Origin of the sequence: Halorubrum californiense DSM 19288, assembly GCF_000336875.1 — an archaeon.
Classification (GTDB): Archaea; Halobacteriota; Halobacteria; order Halobacteriales; family Haloferacaceae; genus Halorubrum; species Halorubrum californiense.
Window position 1 is genome coordinate 116,130 of sequence record NZ_AOJK01000009.1, and the last position, 14,821, is coordinate 130,950.

Here is a 14,821-nt window from a genome sequence, read left to right on the forward strand (position 1 = left end):
CGCCCGCGCGACGCCGCCGATCCGGAGATCGCCAAAAACACGTGATAGATCGTGTCCTTTTGTCGAGATTCGAGCGACACGTTCCGGTCGTTTTAAGTTGTGTTCCGCCGACGGTAAACCAAGATCGCTCTCGGGCAGTTTCAGTTTCCGGGGGCAACCGAGCTATGAGTGAACGAATACACACACGGGAGAGTCGCTCCCGAACGGAGACGAACGAGGAGGAATCGGAGGGTACTGACGAGACGCTGAGCTGCCCGGAGTGCGGCGGGCACGTCATCAACGACGAGGAACACGGCGAGACGGTCTGCAGCGACTGCGGGCTCGTCGTCGAGGCCGACTCGGTCGACCGCGGGCCGGAGTGGCGCGCGTTCGACTCCCGCGAGAAGGACGAGAAGAGCCGCGTCGGCGCCCCGACCACGAACACGATGCACGACAAGGGGCTCTCGACGAACATCGACTGGCGCGACAAGGACGCGTACGGCCGGTCGCTCGGCGCGCGACAGCGCCAGAAGATGCAGCGGCTCCGCAAGTGGAACGAGCGGTTCCGCACCCGCGACTCCAAGGAGCGCAACCTGAAGCAGGCGCTCGGCGAGATCGACCGCATGGCGTCGGCCCAGGGGCTCCCGGACAACGTCCGCGAGACCGCCTCCGTCATCTACCGCCGCGCGCTCGACGAGGACCTCCTCCCCGGCCGCTCCATCGAGGGCGTCTCCACATCCTGCGTGTACGCCGCCGCCCGGATGGCCGGCGTCCCGCGCAGCCTCGACGAGATCGCCGACGTCTCCCGCGTCGAGAAGGCCGAGATCGCCCGGACGTACCGCTACGTCGTCCGCGAACTGAAGCTCGAAGTGAAGCCGGCGGACCCCGAGCAGTACGTCCCCCGGTTCGCCTCCGACCTAGAGCTCTCAGAGGAGTCCGAGATGCGCGCGAAGAGCCTCCTGCGCAACGCCAAGGAGAAGGGCGTCCACTCCGGCAAGTCGCCGGTGGGCCTCGCCGCGGCCGCCGTCTACGCCGCCGCCCTGCTCACCAACGAGAAGACGACGCAGGCCGCCGTCAGCGAGGTCGCGGACATCTCCGAGGTCACCATTCGGAACCGGTACCACGAGCTGCTGGAGGCCGAGGACGGCCTCGTCGCCTGACTCACCCGACTCGCTTCTCCGCCCCCGACTCGCTTCTTCGCGCCTGACTCACCCGACCCGATTCTTCCCGCTCTCCCCCAGACGCACACACCTAAGTTCTCGCCCGCGGAACGCCCGCGTATGTTCGAGGAGTTCGTTCTCGCCGCGAGCACGGCCGACCTCTCGGAGGAGCCGCGCGCCCGCGAGCACGCCGACGCCGTGGAGTTCCGGCTGGACCTCGCCCGCGACCCGCTCGACCAGCTGGCGAGCTACGACGGCGACCTCCCGCTCATCGTCACGAACCGGGCGTCGTGGGAGGGCGGCGAGGCCGACGGGATCGGTCGGTACGACGCGCTCTCGACGGCGATCGGTGACGACGCGGTCGCCGCGATCGACGTCGAACTCGCCGCGCTGCGCGGGACGCACCCGGACTCCGCGGAGGAGTCGCACGCGACCGCGCTGCGCGATGCGGCCCGCGAGGCGGGCGTCGACGTGATCGCGTCCGTCCACGACTTCGAGTCGACACCGGAACTCGCGGCGCTGGTCGAGCTGCTCGCCGACGCCGCGGGCGAGGGCGACGTCGGGAAGCTGGCGACGACCGCGACCGCACCGGCGGACGCGCTCGCGATGATCGAGGCGACCCACGAGGCGACCGCGGCGGGCCACCGCGTCGCGACGATGTGTATGGGCGAGCCGGGGCGACACACCCGCGCGGTCACCCCGGTGTATGGGTCGAAGATCGGCTACGCGCCCGTCGATCCCGCGAACGCGACCGCGCCCGGGCAGTACCCGCTCGCGACGCTCCGAGAGCTCGTCGACGGGCTACAAGACGACAGATCCGACGCGTAGCGGCGGCGAGTCGGCGATTCGGTCGGAGCTGATCGATCGAAACGGACTTTTTTGCCGTTCGCCGTCGAATCGCGACGGTGAGATGGCCCTCATCGAATCGGATCAGTCGTCTCTAGTCTCCGCGTTCGGCCTCTTGATCGCCCTCGTCGCGGTCGTCGGGACCCGCTTCCTCGGGTGGGAGTGGGGCTCCGGCCGGCTCGTCCCGACTCTGATCGGGGTCACGGTCGCCGGGGTCGCGGTCGTGATCGTCGCCGGACGCCTGCTGGATTGAACGCTTCGGGTCGCCGACCCGTTCGAGTCTGTCGCCAGCCTTCGGCCCGCCCAACCGGTCGCCAGCCTTCGGCTCGTCGCGTCGTCGCGTGTCCGACCCGATCGTCGCGGAGCCAAACCGCTTTACCACCGCCCGCGTAAGTGTCGGCAATGGCGACGTGCGACGTGTGCGGGGAGTACGAGAACCTCCCGTACCAGTGTAAGCGGTGCGGCCAGACGTTCTGCGCCGAGCACCGACTGCCCGAGAACCACGACTGCCCGGGCCTCGCCGAGTGGGACGACCCCGGCGGCGTCTTCGACAGCGGCTTCGACGAGAGCGTCGAGAGCGGGGCGGCGGGCGGCGGCGGTGACCGCGCCGGCGGCGCCTCCGCGGGGATCGTCGGTCGGATCAAGCGTCGGATCGACCGCGAGACGGGAACTGGCGGGTTCGTGAGCTTCTTCCGCAACAACGCGACGTACGCCCTGCTGTTGGCGATGTGGGTCACGTTCGTCGCGCAGTTAGCGGTGCTGTACTTCGGCGGGCAGCCCCTCCACAACACGCTGTTCGTGCTCCAGTCGAACGAACTCACGAACGTGTGGACGTGGGTGACGTCGGTGTTCTCGCACTCTCCGGGAGTGCTGTACCACATCATCGGCAACAGCATCGTCATCCTGTTCTTCGGCCCCCTCGTCGAGCGCGCGGTGGGGTCGAAGCGGTTCGTCGGGTTCTTCCTCCTCTCGGGGATCCTCGCCGGCCTCGGCCACGTCCTGTTCGCGATCGCGACCGGGGCGCCGCCGACCGGCGTCCTCGGCGCCAGCGGCGCCGGCTTCGCGATCCTCGGCGTCCTCACGGTCTGGCGGCCGAACATGCAGGTCCTCCTCTTCTTCGTCATCCCGATGAAGATCAAGTACCTCACGTGGGGGATCGCGCTCGTCTCGGCGGTCCTCGTCGTCCAGAGCGTCATGGCCGGCGGCGCGGGCAGCGCGGGCGGCATCGCGCACCTCGCGCACCTGATCGGCTTCGCCATCGGCCTCGCGTTCGGCAAGCGCAACGAGGGGCTCGCGCGCTCCGCGGGCGGCGCGGGCGGCGTCTCGATGGGCGGCGCGCGCGGCCCGCGCGGTCCGGGCGGTCCCGGCGGGCGGCTCTGATGGACCTCGCGCGGCCCGACCTCCGACCGGACCCGTCGCTGTCGCGCGCGGAGATGGAATCCCTCCAGCGCGAGATCGCGGCGGCCGCGACGTTCGCCGACGACCACGCGCTCGACCCGGATAGCGTCGCGGTCGGCGAGGCCGCTTCGCTCGCCGACGGGCTCCCGCCGGCGCGGTCGGATGCGGTCGCGAACGAGACCCTCCCCGGAACCGGCGGTGCGGGAGACGAGTCCGAGGCACCCACCGTCGTCGGCGTCGATCAGGCGTTCCTCACCGACCGCGACGACGGTCGCCCCGACGCCGCCGTCTCCGCCGCGGTCGCGCTCCGCGGCGGGAGCGTGATCGAATACGCGAGCGCGACGACGCCGCTGTCGATCCCGTACATTCCGGGGCTGCTCGCGTTCCGGGAGGGCGACCCGATACTGGCCGCGCTCGACGCGCTCGACGCCGACCCCGACCTGCTCGTCTGTGACGGCTCCGGGCGGATCCACTACCGGGAGGCCGGGCTGGCGACGCACGTCGGCGTCCTCCGCGACGTGCCGAGCGTCGGCGTCGCGAAGCGCCTCCTCTGCGGCGAACCGGACGAGTCGACGGACGAGCGGCCCGAAGGGTGGCGGACCCCGATCTGCGCCGACGACGCGGTGACCACCGCCGAGCCGGGGACCGTCATCGGCCACGCGTTCCAGTCGCGCCAGTACCCGAACAGGAAGCGCGTGAACCCGCTGTACGTGAGTCCCGGGCACCGCGTGTCCGCGGAGACCGCCGTCGACCTCGTCGCGGCGCTGTGCGCGGGCTACAAGCTCCCCGAGACGACGCGGCTCGCGGACGCGCACGCGGAGCGGGCGAAGGGTGACGCGGCGTGAGACCGGGACGGGGGGTGCGACCGGGCCGCTCCGGACGAACCGGCCGACTGAACCGCCGCCAGAGCCGTGACAGTAGTTGTCACGGTAGTCGGTTTTTAGACGGTCGACCGCGAACGCGAACTCATGGGAGACGACGACGCGGAGAGTCCGATGTCGGCCGAGGAGTTCCGGTCGCTGACCGACGGGCTGGTGCGACAGAGTTCGGGCGGGGGGACGACCGTCTACAAGAACGCCGCGGGCGTCGGCTGTCCGAACCCCGACTGCGACCGCGGGGTCTTCCAGACGCTGTTCGTCAGCGACCACGGCTGGCAGCAGATCGGCGCGACCCGCGACGGGATCGACCTCTGTCTCGTCAACACGGAGTCGAAGCGGCTCGTCTTCATCCACGACGAGTAGCGTGGTGACGGGACAGTGACCGACGAGTTCGATCCGCTCGCGGCGCTCCACGAGCACCTCGCGGCCACCGAAGAGCGCCCCGTGGAGCGCGAGGCCGGCTGGCGGCTCGGCGAGGCGCAGGCGCTGGCCGCGGAGATCGCCGGCGGCGGGGTCGACGAGGAAGTCGCCGTCCGACGGGCGGGCGAGATCCGAACACTGCTCGCGGAGGTCGACCGGACCGGCGACGCCGAGGCCGACGACCACGTCGCCGCTGCGCGGGAGCTCGCGAACCGGATCGCGACTCGGGCGGACGGCGGGTAACCGCCGACGTCAGCACAGGAGCGCGTCTCAGCTTCGGGACGGATGCCCCCGACGGCCGGTCGTTCGAGACGAGCGGCGCCTCAGTCGTCCGCGGCGGGTTCCGCCCCGGGGTCGGCGGCGCACCGGTTCGGACCCAGCTCTAACTCGATCGCCGCGGTCTCGTCCGGTGGCGACTCGACGCCGCGGTTCGCCGCGATGACGGCCTCGTAGTTCGGCGGTTTCTCCGGCAGCGTCGCCGTGATCCGCTCCACGAACGCCGCTCTGTCGAGGCCGAGCACGCCGAGCCCCCGGCGCGCCGCGCCCACCGTCGTCGTCACCGGCTCGCCGGGCACGACGTCGCCGGTCGTCCCGTCGCTCGCGACCGCGAAGTGACCGGGACAGACGACCACGTCGTCGGGCTCCGCGAGCAGCGTCCCGTGGAGCGAGTCGTACAGCTGCGTCGCGCCGCGTTCCGCGCCGCCGGCGTCCGACGTGTCGCCCGCGTCCCCGTCGCCGTCTCCGAACTGCAGCTCCGTGCGGCCGACGCTGTCGGTGAACAGCGTGTCCCCGGTGAGGACCGCCGACCGACCGACCAAGTAACTCGCCATGTCGGATGTGTGCCCCGGCGTCGCGATCGACTTCAGGTCGACGCCCCCGACGTCGAGCGTCTCGTTGCGTTCGATCGGGTCGAACTTGTAGGCCACGTCGCGCTCGGCGGCCGCGGCCGGGAGGAAGTACGGGACGCCCAGGTCGTCCGCGAGCGCCCGGCCGCCCGAGAGGTGGTCGGCGTGGACGTGCGTGTCGAGGACGGCCGCGATCGACGCGTCACGCTCGGCGGCGGCCTCGACCCACTCGTCGGCGTGTCGTGAGACGTCGATGGCGACCGCGACGCGGTCGGAGTTGGAAGAATCAGGAAGCTCGTGATCCGCGTCGCTCGCCTCGCGTCCGCCGACCACGAGGTACCCGAGACACCCCTTCGCGCGGCGCTGGACCTGAACGATGTCGAGCGGCGGGGCGGCGCCGGAGCTTCCGGGCGCGTCGGGGAGCGGCACGGGGGTTCGGTCGTACACCGCTGACCAGCCGCGCATCCCGTCGCCGACGACGGTCACGTCCTCGTACCCGGCCGCGTCGAGTTCGGCGGCGAAGTCGCCCGAGGCCTTCCCCTTCGCGCAGAGCGTGACCACGCTGTCGTCGGGAGAGAGGCCGGTCTCTCGCTCGAAGTCGTCGACGTCGAACTCGTGGAACGGCTTGTAGAAGTAGTGGATCGCGTCCGCCACGCGCCAGCCCGCGAAGCTCTCCTCGGGTCGCGTGTCGACCACGGCGAAGGAGCGCTCGCCGCGCCGACGCGCGTCGATCATGTCGCGGAACTCGTCGGCGGATATCGTCTTGGGCATGGTACTCCCATCGTGCCGCGGGATCAAAAGCGCTGTCGCCGGCGAGGGCGGGAAGCGAAGCGAGCGAGCGCGATGAAGAGGTTTTATTCGGACCGCCCGGCGAGCGGGCGTATGGTCGAGGCGTTCGCGGTCGCCAGCGGGAAGGGCGGCACGGGGAAGACGACGAGCACGCTCGCGCTCGGGATGGCGCTCGCGGCCGACCACGACGTGACCGTCGTGGACGCCGACACCGGGATGGCGAACCTCCTCTTTCACGCCGGGCTCGACGACGCGGCGGTCACCCTCCACGACCTGCTCGTCGAGGAGACCGCAACGGACGTCGACGAGGCGGTTTACGAGCGGTTCGGGCTCTCGGTCGTCCCCTGTGGCACCTCGCTCGCGGGCTTCGAGGCCGCGGAACCGGAGCGCCTCCGCGACGTGGTGGCGGAGCTGGCGCGCGACACCGACGTGCTCCTGCTCGACTCGCCCGCCGCGCTGGGCTCGAAGTCGGCCGTCCTGCCGGTCGTGCTCGCGGACCGCGTCGTGGTCGTCGTCGAGCCGACCATCCCCGCGCTCTCGGACGGCCTGAAGGTTCAGGAGTACGCCCGTTCGTACGGCACCGAGACGGCGGGCGTGCTGTTCAACAAGGTCCGAGACGAGGCCGACGACGTCGCCGCGCAGGCGGAGCGCCACTTCGGCGGGCCAGTCCTCGCGAACGTCCCCGAGAGCGACGCCGTCCGGGCGGCGCGCCGGGCCGGCGAGCCCCTGCTCGCGCACGCTCCGGAGAGCGAGGCCGCCGCGCGCTACCGCCGGGCCGCCGACCGGCTCGACGTGCGCGACGGCGACGGCGACGCGGTCGCCGACCGCTTCCGCAGCGCGGTCGTCCCCGACACGCCATGAGCGGGAGTCCGAAGGGCGACCGGGCCGAGGAGCCGCCGACCCTCACCATCCCGCGGGGGACCCTCCTGCGCTCCCGGGTGGTCTCCGACGTGGGGACGACGCTGTCGCGCGCGCTCGACCGCGAACTCACCGGCTACGCGACGCTCGTCCCGCAGGAGACGCTGCTCCTGTCCGGCGAGGCCCGCGGCGTCATCACGTTCGACGACGGCGTTCCCGTGCTTGCGTACAACACGGTGACGGACAGCGGCGGCCCGGACGCGCTCGCGGAGCTGGCGGTCCCCGGCCCCTACCGCGTCGAGCTGTACGCCGTCGACGCGAGCGGACTGGCGGCGGCCCACGAGGAGAGGGCGCTGCGCGTCGCGCCCGACGCGGCCGCGACCGAACTGGCCGACGACCCGGACCTGGCCGAACGGACCCGCGAGAGCGCACCCGAGGAGCGGTTGCGGGACGCCGACGACGAGGACGACGCCGTCGCCGCCTTCCTCGCGGACGAGGAGCGGATCGACGCGATCCGCGAGCAGGCGCGGTCGGAGGCCCGCGACCGCGCCGCCGAGTGGGGGATCGACGACGCCCTCGACGGGCCGGACGAGTTCGAGTGAGCGAGCGGCTCACCTGCGTCCGCCCGGCTCGATCCCGATTCGAGCCGCGGGGCGACGGGCCCGGACCGAACGGTTATCTCGCCTCGGGCCCTCAGATCGGTATCACGGTCCTTCGACTCCTGCGGCTGACGACGCCCGCCGACTTCGCCGCCTGGTACACCGCCGGCCGCGCGTACACGACCGGCGTCGCCGAGGGGATGGGCTTCGCCGGCGTCGACGAACTCGACGCCGACCGGATCGCGCGTCGACTGCGAACGGCCCCCGACGAACTGACGCCCGCCGAGGCGCGCTCGGTCGCGGCGACGCTGCTCGCGGACGGCGCGTTCTCGGAGCCGTACTGCGAGTGGCTGCCGACCTGGTACGAACTCGCGCTGATCGCGCCGGTCCGGTACTGCGACTGGCGGCTGCGACGCGTCGCCGGGAGGGTCGCCGAGCGCGCGTCCGTGACCGCGACCGCGCCGCGGTTCTCGCGCCCCACCGACGTGCGGATCGACGGCGCGCCGGCGCTGTCGCGGGTCTCCGGCTTCCGCGAGCGGTTCCTCCTCGCGGACTCGCTGCTCCACTTGGAGTGGTTCGCCCACGTCGCCGCCGCCGACGGCATCGAGGTGCCCGACGGCCTCGTCGCCCGAACCCGCGAGGAGTCGCTGTCCTACTACGGCGGGGAGCGCGACCGTCTCTCGCCCGATGTCAGACGGTTCCAGCGCCACCTGTTCGCCGACGACCGCTGGGTCCGCCGGGTCGACGAGGCGTACGACCTCGATAGCGCCCTGTTCGGCCTCTGGGAGCGACTGCTGCGGGACGAGCGGCGGCGGCTCGGCGGCGACTGATCCGGGGCGACAGTCGACCGAATCTGGGTGCGATCGACCGAGTCGCGGTGCGAGCCGACGGAAAAGGTGTTACAGACCCGGTAACAAGTTACAGGACCTAATCGCGAAACGAGAGGTAAGTATAGGCCGGCCGCTCCATTACTGAGTTGTACGAACCGCGTTTCGGTTCGCTGTCCCTGAGCTTCGGCCCTCGTTTTCGCTCGCGGCGCTCCCGTTGCGATTTCTGTTTCGTCCGCGTTCACGATGCGATCCACCCGTTACGCGTCTGGCTCTCGCACCCCCAAGCGGCGGTCACAACTCGTCGCCGAGTAATCTTTTATTCATCGTTGCGCTTGCCGGAAGCTTCATACGTCGGCTCGCGGATCCTCCGAGTACACGAATGGCAGTACTCTTGCTGGAGGACGTCGACGCCGACGACGTCGGGACCGTCGGCGGAAAGGCCGCGTCGCTCGGCGAACTCATCGGTGCGGGGCTCCCGGTGCCGCCGGGATTCGCCGTCACCGCGGGCACGTATCGGGCCTTCATCGAGGAGGCTGGGATCGACGACGAGCTGTTCGACGCGGTCGACGTCGACCCCGAGGACTCCGCGGCGCTCCGCGAGGCCGAGGCGCGCGCGGAGGAACTCATCCTCGAGACGCCGTTCCCCGAGGAAGTCCGCGAGGAAATTCTCGAACAGTACCGGTCGATGGCCGAGGACGGCGAGGAGGCGTTCGTCGCGGTGCGCTCGTCCGCGACCGCCGAGGACCTGCCCGACTCCTCGTTCGCCGGCCAGCAGGAAACGTTCCTCAACGTCCGCGAGGACGACCTCCTCCGGCGCGTGAAGGAGTGCTGGGCCTCGCTTTTCACCCAGCGCGCGATCTACTACCGACAGCAGCGGGGGTTCCCGCACGAGGACGTCGACATCGCGGTCGTCGTCCAGCGGATGGTCGACGCCGATAAGTCCGGCGTGATGTTCACCAGCCACCCCTCGACGGGCGAGCCGCAGGTCACCATCGAGGCCGCGTGGGGGCTCGGCGAGGCGGTCGTCTCCGGCACCGTCTCCCCCGACAACTACGTGTACGACCGCGAGCGGGCCGAGGTCGACGCGGTCACCGTCGCGGACAAGAAGGTGGAGATGGTGAAGGACGCGGAGACCGGCGAGACGGTCCAGCTCGACGTCGACGAGGAGCGCCGGACCGAGCGAGTCCTCTCCGACGCGGAGATCGGCGACCTCGTCGCGCTCGGCGAGCGGGTCGAAGACCACTACGGCGCTCCCCAAGACGTCGAGTGGGCGATCTACGACGGCGAGATATACATGCTCCAGTCGCGGCCGATCACCACGATCCGCGAGGACGCCGGCGACGAGGCGGGCGCGAGCGGGGACTCCGCGGCCGGGGAGGGCGCCGGCGCGGCGACCGCCGACGGCGACGGCGGACCGACGGGGAGCGGCTCCAACCACGGGACGGCCGCGAACGGCGACGACGACGCGGACGTCCTCGTCGACGGGCTCGGCGCGAGCCCGGGGATCGTCTCCGGCGCCGTCCGGATCGTCCACAAGCTCGATCACCTCGATCAGGTCCAAGAGGGCGACGTGATGGTGACGGAGATGACGATGCCGGACATGGTGCCGGCGATGAAGCGCGCTGCCGGCATCGTCACGGATGAGGGCGGGATGACGAGCCACGCGGCGATCATCTCTCGCGAACTCGGCGTGCCGGCGGTCGTCGGCGCCGGCAACGGGACACGGGTCCTCGAAGACGGCCAGCAGGTCACCCTCGACGGCGACAAGGGGACGATCCGGGCGGGCGAGTCGGCGTCGGCCGAGTCCGGCGAGGAGTTCGAGCCGGTGGAGGCCGCGCGGCCCGAAACCCCCGTCAAGCCGATGACGGCGACGGAGGTGAAGGTGAACGTCTCGATCCCGGAAGCCGGCGAGCGCGCCGCGGCGACGGGCGCCGACGGCGTCGGCCTGCTCCGGATCGAACACATGGTCCTCTCGCTCGGGAAGACTCCCGAGAAGTACATCGCCGACCACGGCGCCCGCGCGTATCAGGACGAGCTCATCGAGGGCGTGCGCCGCGTCGCCGACGAGTTCTACCCGCGGCCGGTCCGGGTGCGGACCATCGACGCGCCCACCGACGAGTTCCGAGAGTTGGAGGGCGGCGGGGGCGAGCCGAACGAGCACAACCCGATGCTCGGCTGGCGCGGGATCCGCCGGAGCCTCGACAAGCCCGAGCCGTTCCGGCAGGAGCTGGCCGCGTTCGCGCGGCTCTACGACATGGGGTACGATAACCTGGAGGTGATGTTCCCGCTCGTCAACGACGCGAAAGACATCGAGGGGATCACGGGCCACATGCGCGAGGCCGGGATCGACCCCGAGACCCACCGCTGGGGCGTGATGATCGAGACGCCCGCGAGCGCGCTCCAGATCGAGGAGCTGGCGAACGCCGGCATCGACTTCGCCTCCTTCGGTACCAACGACCTCACGCAGTACACGCTCGCGGTCGACCGCAACAACGAACACGTCGCCGACCGGTTCGACGAGCTCCACCCCGCCGTGTTGCGGCTCATCGGCGACACCATCGAAACGTGCCGCGAGCTTGGCGTCGACACCAGCATCTGCGGGCAGGCGGGCTCGAAGCCCGAGATGGTCGAGTTCCTCGTCGAGAAGGGAGTCGCCTCCATCTCCGCGAACATCGACGCGGTCCGCGACGTCCAACACGAGGTCAAGCGGACCGAACAGCGCCTGCTGCTCGACTCGGTCCGCTGAGGCCGGCCGCAGCGGCGTTTTCCCACCAGGGCCCAGAGCGGAACGGGTAAGAGCCGCCCCCGACAACGGACGGGCAGATGCGACAGCCGGAACCGGAGCCGCAGTCGTTCGACCGGGTACTCTCCTCGATGTGCACCGAGCCGCACTCGGACGCCCGCGCGGCCGCCGAGCGGTTCCTCGCGACGAACCCCGGCGACCCCGCAACCTACGATGCGGTGGCGGACTTGGAGGCGCGCGCGGTCGAGGGGCTCGCGACGCTCGCGGATCACCCGGACCCGGAGAACGCCGCAGGGTACGTCACCTCCGGCGGCACCGAGGCGAACATCCAAGCGGTCCGGTCGGCGCGGAACCGACACCGCGAGAGCGGCGGCACGCGCGGCGGGCCCGAGATCAACGTCGTCGCGCCCGAGAGCGCGCATTTCTCGTTCACTAAGGCGGCCGAGGTGCTCGGCGTCGAGCTCCGGACGGTCCCCCTCGACGACGACTACCGGGCGGATCCCAACGCCGTCGCGGCCGCCGTCGACGACGCGACCGCGCTCGTCGTCGGCGTCGCCGGCAGCACCGAGTACGGCCGGGTCGACCCGATCCCCGAGCTGGCAGCGATCGCGGAGGAAGCGGGAGCGCGGTTCCACGTCGACGCCGCATGGGGCGGGTTCGTCCTCCCGTTCACCGACCACGCGTGGTCGTTCGCCGACGCGCCGGTCGACACGCTGACGATCGACCCCCACAAGTTCGGGCAGGCGCCGGTCCCGGCGGGCGGGCTGTTGGCCCGCGAGGACGCCGCGCTCGACGCGCTCGCGATCGACACTCCGTACCTTGAGACGCGGTCGCAGGCGACGCTGACCGGGACCCGGAGCGGGGCCGGGGTCGCCGGCGCCGCCGCGGCGATGGACGCGCTGTGGCCCGACGGCTACCGCGAGGCCGCGGCGCGCGCGGCCGACGACGCGGACTGGCTCGCCGACCAACTCGCCGACCGCGGGTACGACGTCGTCGACCCCGAACTCCCGCTCGTCGCGGCCGACGTGCCCGAGCCGACGTTCGCCGCGCTCCGCGACGCCGGGTGGAAGGTGTCGCGGACCGGAACCGGCGAGCTGCGCGTGGTGTGTATGCCGCACGTGACGCGTTCGGCGCTGCGGGCGTTCCTCGACGACCTCGACCGGATCCGGCGGTAGGTCGCAGTCGAACACGCGACCGGGTGGCGACGCTTCCTTATAAATAGGTCAGGCGGTGGCGCGTGCCGGTGAGCGCCGCATCGCGGCGCGAACTGCACGCGCGAGGGAGTCGCTGGCCCCGGAGCGAAGCGGAGGGTGCCAGCGACGAGGCTGGGGAGGCGTGAGGCAGCGGTGCTGTGCGGTCGGGGTAGGACTCAAAGGGGCAGCCGCGAGGGCGACGTAGGCGACGCAAGCACCGCAGGGAGCGAACGGAGTGAGCGACTGCGGAGCGCAGCGAGCGTACGTCGCCCTCGCGGCTGGGGCTTTGGTGGTGTTGTCCGTCGATCCGTACGTCACTCCGTATCGCCGAGCGGTCGGCTTCGAATCGACCTCGGCGTCGCGTTCGGATCAACATATTCACTACGGGTCACCACGAACCGCCCTGTATGAGTTCGGACGACGTCTCTCGGCGCGCGTTCATGCGGACGGCCGGCGGTGCGGCGGCCGCCGCCGGCGCGGCGACGGCGACGGCGGGGACGGCGGCTGCACAGGAAGTGGAACCCGACTGGCCGAGCGCCGCCGTTGGGAACGTCGGGTCGTACACCGACGCCCGCGGCCAAGACTCGGTGACCATCTCGGTCGGCGCCGGCGACCAAGGGCTCGCGTTCGACCCGACGCTGGTGTGGGTCGACGAGGGGACGACGATCACTTGGGAGTGGACCGGTAACGGCGGCAACCACAACGTCCAGACGGTCGACGGCGGCGGCCCGGCCAGCCTCGACAGCGGCAACCCCGTCGGCGAGGAGGGAGCCACCTACGAGTACGAGACGTCCGGCGAGGACGCCGGCATCACCCACTACCACTGCGTCCCCCACACCGCGGTGGGCATGCACGCCGGACTCGCCGTCGGCGGAGACATCGCCACCGTCGAGGTCGGCGGCGGCGGATCGGACGCGGTGTTCGTCCCGGACGCCGCCCGCGCGCTCGGCATCGCGACGTTCATCGCGATGGTGAGCACGCTGGGGCTGGCGTTCGTCTTCATGAAGTACGGCGGCACGATCACCGGACAGGAACAGGCGTAGCGGACGCCGCGCGGTCGCTCTCTCCTCGGGTTCTCCCTCGCCCGCAGCGGCTGGTCACTCCCCGTCGACGAGCTCCTCGTACAGCGCGACGTAGCGGTCGACGACCGCCTCGTGGTCGAACGAGGCGAACTCGCGGTCGACTGCGCGTCGTTCGAGGTCGCCGACCGCGACGAACTCGTCGGCCAGCTCCGCCGGGCTCGTCACGAGCCGCCCGCGCTCGCGCCCCTCGACGAGCTCGTGAGCGCTGGAGTCCGCCTGATACTCGACGAGGGCGACGCAGCCGCACGCGACCGCCCACAACAGGTCGGTCGCGAACGTCTCCCACGTCGCCGTGGCGACCGCGACGTGCGTGCCCTTGAATATCGGAATCCGCTCCTCGGTCGGGAGGTCGCCGAGGAACTCGACACGATCGTCGATCCGGAGGTCGCTCGCGGTCGCCTCGATCTGGCCGCGCTCGGGGCCGTCGCCGATCACCGCCGCGGTCCAGTCGCGGCCGCGCAGCTCGGCGAGCCCGAGGAGGAACGTCTCGACGTTGGCGTGGCGGTCGAGCCGCCGCGAGTACACCGCGTCGAACCGGTCGTCGACGCTCGCGGCCTCGACGGCGTCGAAGTCGATGCTCTCGGGGAGGACGCGGACGTCCTCACCGTCGGCGCCGTGTTCGCGGACCCGGGTCTTCGTGGTCCGGGAGGGGGTCGCCACCGCGTCGGCGCGGCGCGCGAGCGGCCGGTACCACCGCCGGGCGTCGGCGGGGTGGTCGCGCCACCAGTCGACGACGACCGGCGCCCGCGAGAGCGAGCCCGCCACCGTGGCGGCGAGCGCGGGCGTCGGCGGGCTGTTGACCGCGTGGACGACGTCGGGCCCGACGCGACGGAGCGCGGCCGGGAGCTTCGCGGCGAAGGCGACGGGCGCGGGCTCGACGGTGACCGACCGGTACTCGATCCCGCCCTGCTTGAAGGCGTCGTGGTCCCCGCCCCACCAGCGCGCGCAGAGCCAGGTCACGTCGTGCCCGCGGTCGGCGAGCGCGCGGGCGGTCCGCAGGGTTCGCGTTCGCGCTGCGGTCTCCCCGTGTCCGGGGGCGAAAAGCGAGACGAACGCGACGCGCATACGCCGACCGGACGGGGGGCGCCGGTAAAAAGACACGGCATCCCGCGGAGGTCGCGTAAAGTTAGAGGATGAGGCGGACGATTTCTGAGTGTCTATGACAGAATTCGACCGCCTCAGCGAACGTACTGCGTGGATC

The 14,821-nt window shown here is 71.4% G+C and carries 15 protein-coding genes; 13 read left to right on the forward strand and 2 right to left on the reverse strand.

The annotated features are described in order from the left end of the window. Positions 1-164: 164 nt before the first annotated feature. The 7 genes from C463_RS01605 (at position 165) to C463_RS01635 (ending at position 4,924) form a co-directional block, all read left to right on the forward strand. Positions 165-1,139 carry a transcription initiation factor IIB gene (locus tag C463_RS01605; RefSeq protein ID WP_008440467.1) on the forward strand — a complete coding sequence of 325 codons (975 nt, stop codon included), beginning with the start codon at positions 165-167 and terminating at the stop codon, positions 1,137-1,139. 120 nt (positions 1,140-1,259) lie between these two features. Further along, on the forward strand, positions 1,260-1,967 hold the full coding sequence (locus C463_RS01610; protein WP_008440469.1) for a type I 3-dehydroquinate dehydratase: 708 nt from the start codon (positions 1,260-1,262) through the stop codon (positions 1,965-1,967). A gap of 82 nt (positions 1,968-2,049) precedes the next feature. Next, entirely contained in the window at positions 2,050-2,238 is a 189-nt protein-coding gene (locus C463_RS01615) for a hypothetical protein (RefSeq protein ID WP_008440471.1), read from the forward strand. 149 nt (positions 2,239-2,387) lie between these two features. After that, complete coding sequence (locus C463_RS01620) at positions 2,388-3,365, forward strand: rhomboid family intramembrane serine protease (protein WP_008440473.1); 978 nt, start codon at positions 2,388-2,390, stop codon at positions 3,363-3,365. After that, entirely contained in the window at positions 3,365-4,228 is an 864-nt protein-coding gene (locus C463_RS01625; protein ID WP_008440475.1) for an endonuclease V, read from the forward strand. The genes C463_RS01620 and C463_RS01625 overlap by 1 nt, the downstream gene beginning before the upstream one ends. Positions 4,229-4,351: 123 nt before the next feature. Continuing rightward, a complete protein-coding gene (locus C463_RS01630) occupies positions 4,352-4,624 on the forward strand; it encodes a DUF7385 family protein (RefSeq protein ID WP_004596496.1) in 273 nt (90 codons plus the stop codon). Between the two features lie 15 nt (positions 4,625-4,639). Next, positions 4,640-4,924 carry a hypothetical protein gene (locus C463_RS01635; RefSeq protein WP_008440477.1) on the forward strand — a complete coding sequence of 95 codons (285 nt, stop codon included), beginning with the start codon at positions 4,640-4,642 and terminating at the stop codon, positions 4,922-4,924. 80 nt (positions 4,925-5,004) lie between these two features. Here the strand turns inward: C463_RS01635 and C463_RS01640 are convergent, their stop codons facing one another. After that, positions 5,005-6,297 (reverse strand): MBL fold metallo-hydrolase, encoded by a 1,293-nt coding sequence (locus tag C463_RS01640; protein ID WP_008440479.1) that lies wholly within the window; start codon positions 6,295-6,297, stop codon positions 5,005-5,007. Between the two features lie 111 nt (positions 6,298-6,408). On the opposite strand from C463_RS01640, the gene C463_RS01645 reads away from it, so the two are divergent. The 6 genes from C463_RS01645 (at position 6,409) to C463_RS01670 (ending at position 13,581) form a co-directional block, all read left to right on the forward strand. Continuing rightward, positions 6,409-7,176, forward strand: a complete 768-nt coding sequence (locus tag C463_RS01645) for a nucleotide-binding protein (protein WP_008440481.1) — start codon at positions 6,409-6,411, stop codon at positions 7,174-7,176. Further along, the gene (locus C463_RS01650; RefSeq protein ID WP_008440482.1) at positions 7,173-7,775 is read left to right on the forward strand and encodes a hypothetical protein; all 603 of its coding nucleotides are present in this window, start codon (positions 7,173-7,175) and stop codon (positions 7,773-7,775) included. The genes C463_RS01645 and C463_RS01650 overlap by 4 nt, the downstream gene beginning before the upstream one ends. A gap of 197 nt (positions 7,776-7,972) precedes the next feature. Then, positions 7,973-8,602: a hypothetical protein gene (locus tag C463_RS01655; protein ID WP_049905389.1), complete on the forward strand. Its 630-nt coding sequence runs from the start codon at positions 7,973-7,975 to the stop codon at positions 8,600-8,602. A gap of 379 nt (positions 8,603-8,981) precedes the next feature. Then, on the forward strand, positions 8,982-11,348 hold the full coding sequence (gene ppsA, locus C463_RS01660; protein WP_049905383.1) for a phosphoenolpyruvate synthase: 2,367 nt from the start codon (positions 8,982-8,984) through the stop codon (positions 11,346-11,348). A 77-nt stretch (positions 11,349-11,425) separates the two neighbouring features. After that, the gene (gene mfnA, locus C463_RS01665) at positions 11,426-12,520 is read left to right on the forward strand and encodes a tyrosine decarboxylase MfnA (protein WP_008440485.1); all 1,095 of its coding nucleotides are present in this window, start codon (positions 11,426-11,428) and stop codon (positions 12,518-12,520) included. Positions 12,521-12,945: 425 nt separating this feature from the next. Next, positions 12,946-13,581, forward strand: a complete 636-nt coding sequence (locus tag C463_RS01670) for a halocyanin domain-containing protein (RefSeq protein ID WP_008440486.1) — start codon at positions 12,946-12,948, stop codon at positions 13,579-13,581. A 54-nt stretch (positions 13,582-13,635) separates the two neighbouring features. On the opposite strand, the gene C463_RS01675 is transcribed toward C463_RS01670, so the two are convergent. Then, on the reverse strand, positions 13,636-14,685 hold the full coding sequence (locus C463_RS01675; protein WP_008440487.1) for a glycosyltransferase family 4 protein: 1,050 nt from the start codon (positions 14,683-14,685) through the stop codon (positions 13,636-13,638). Positions 14,686-14,821 lie beyond the last annotated feature (136 nt).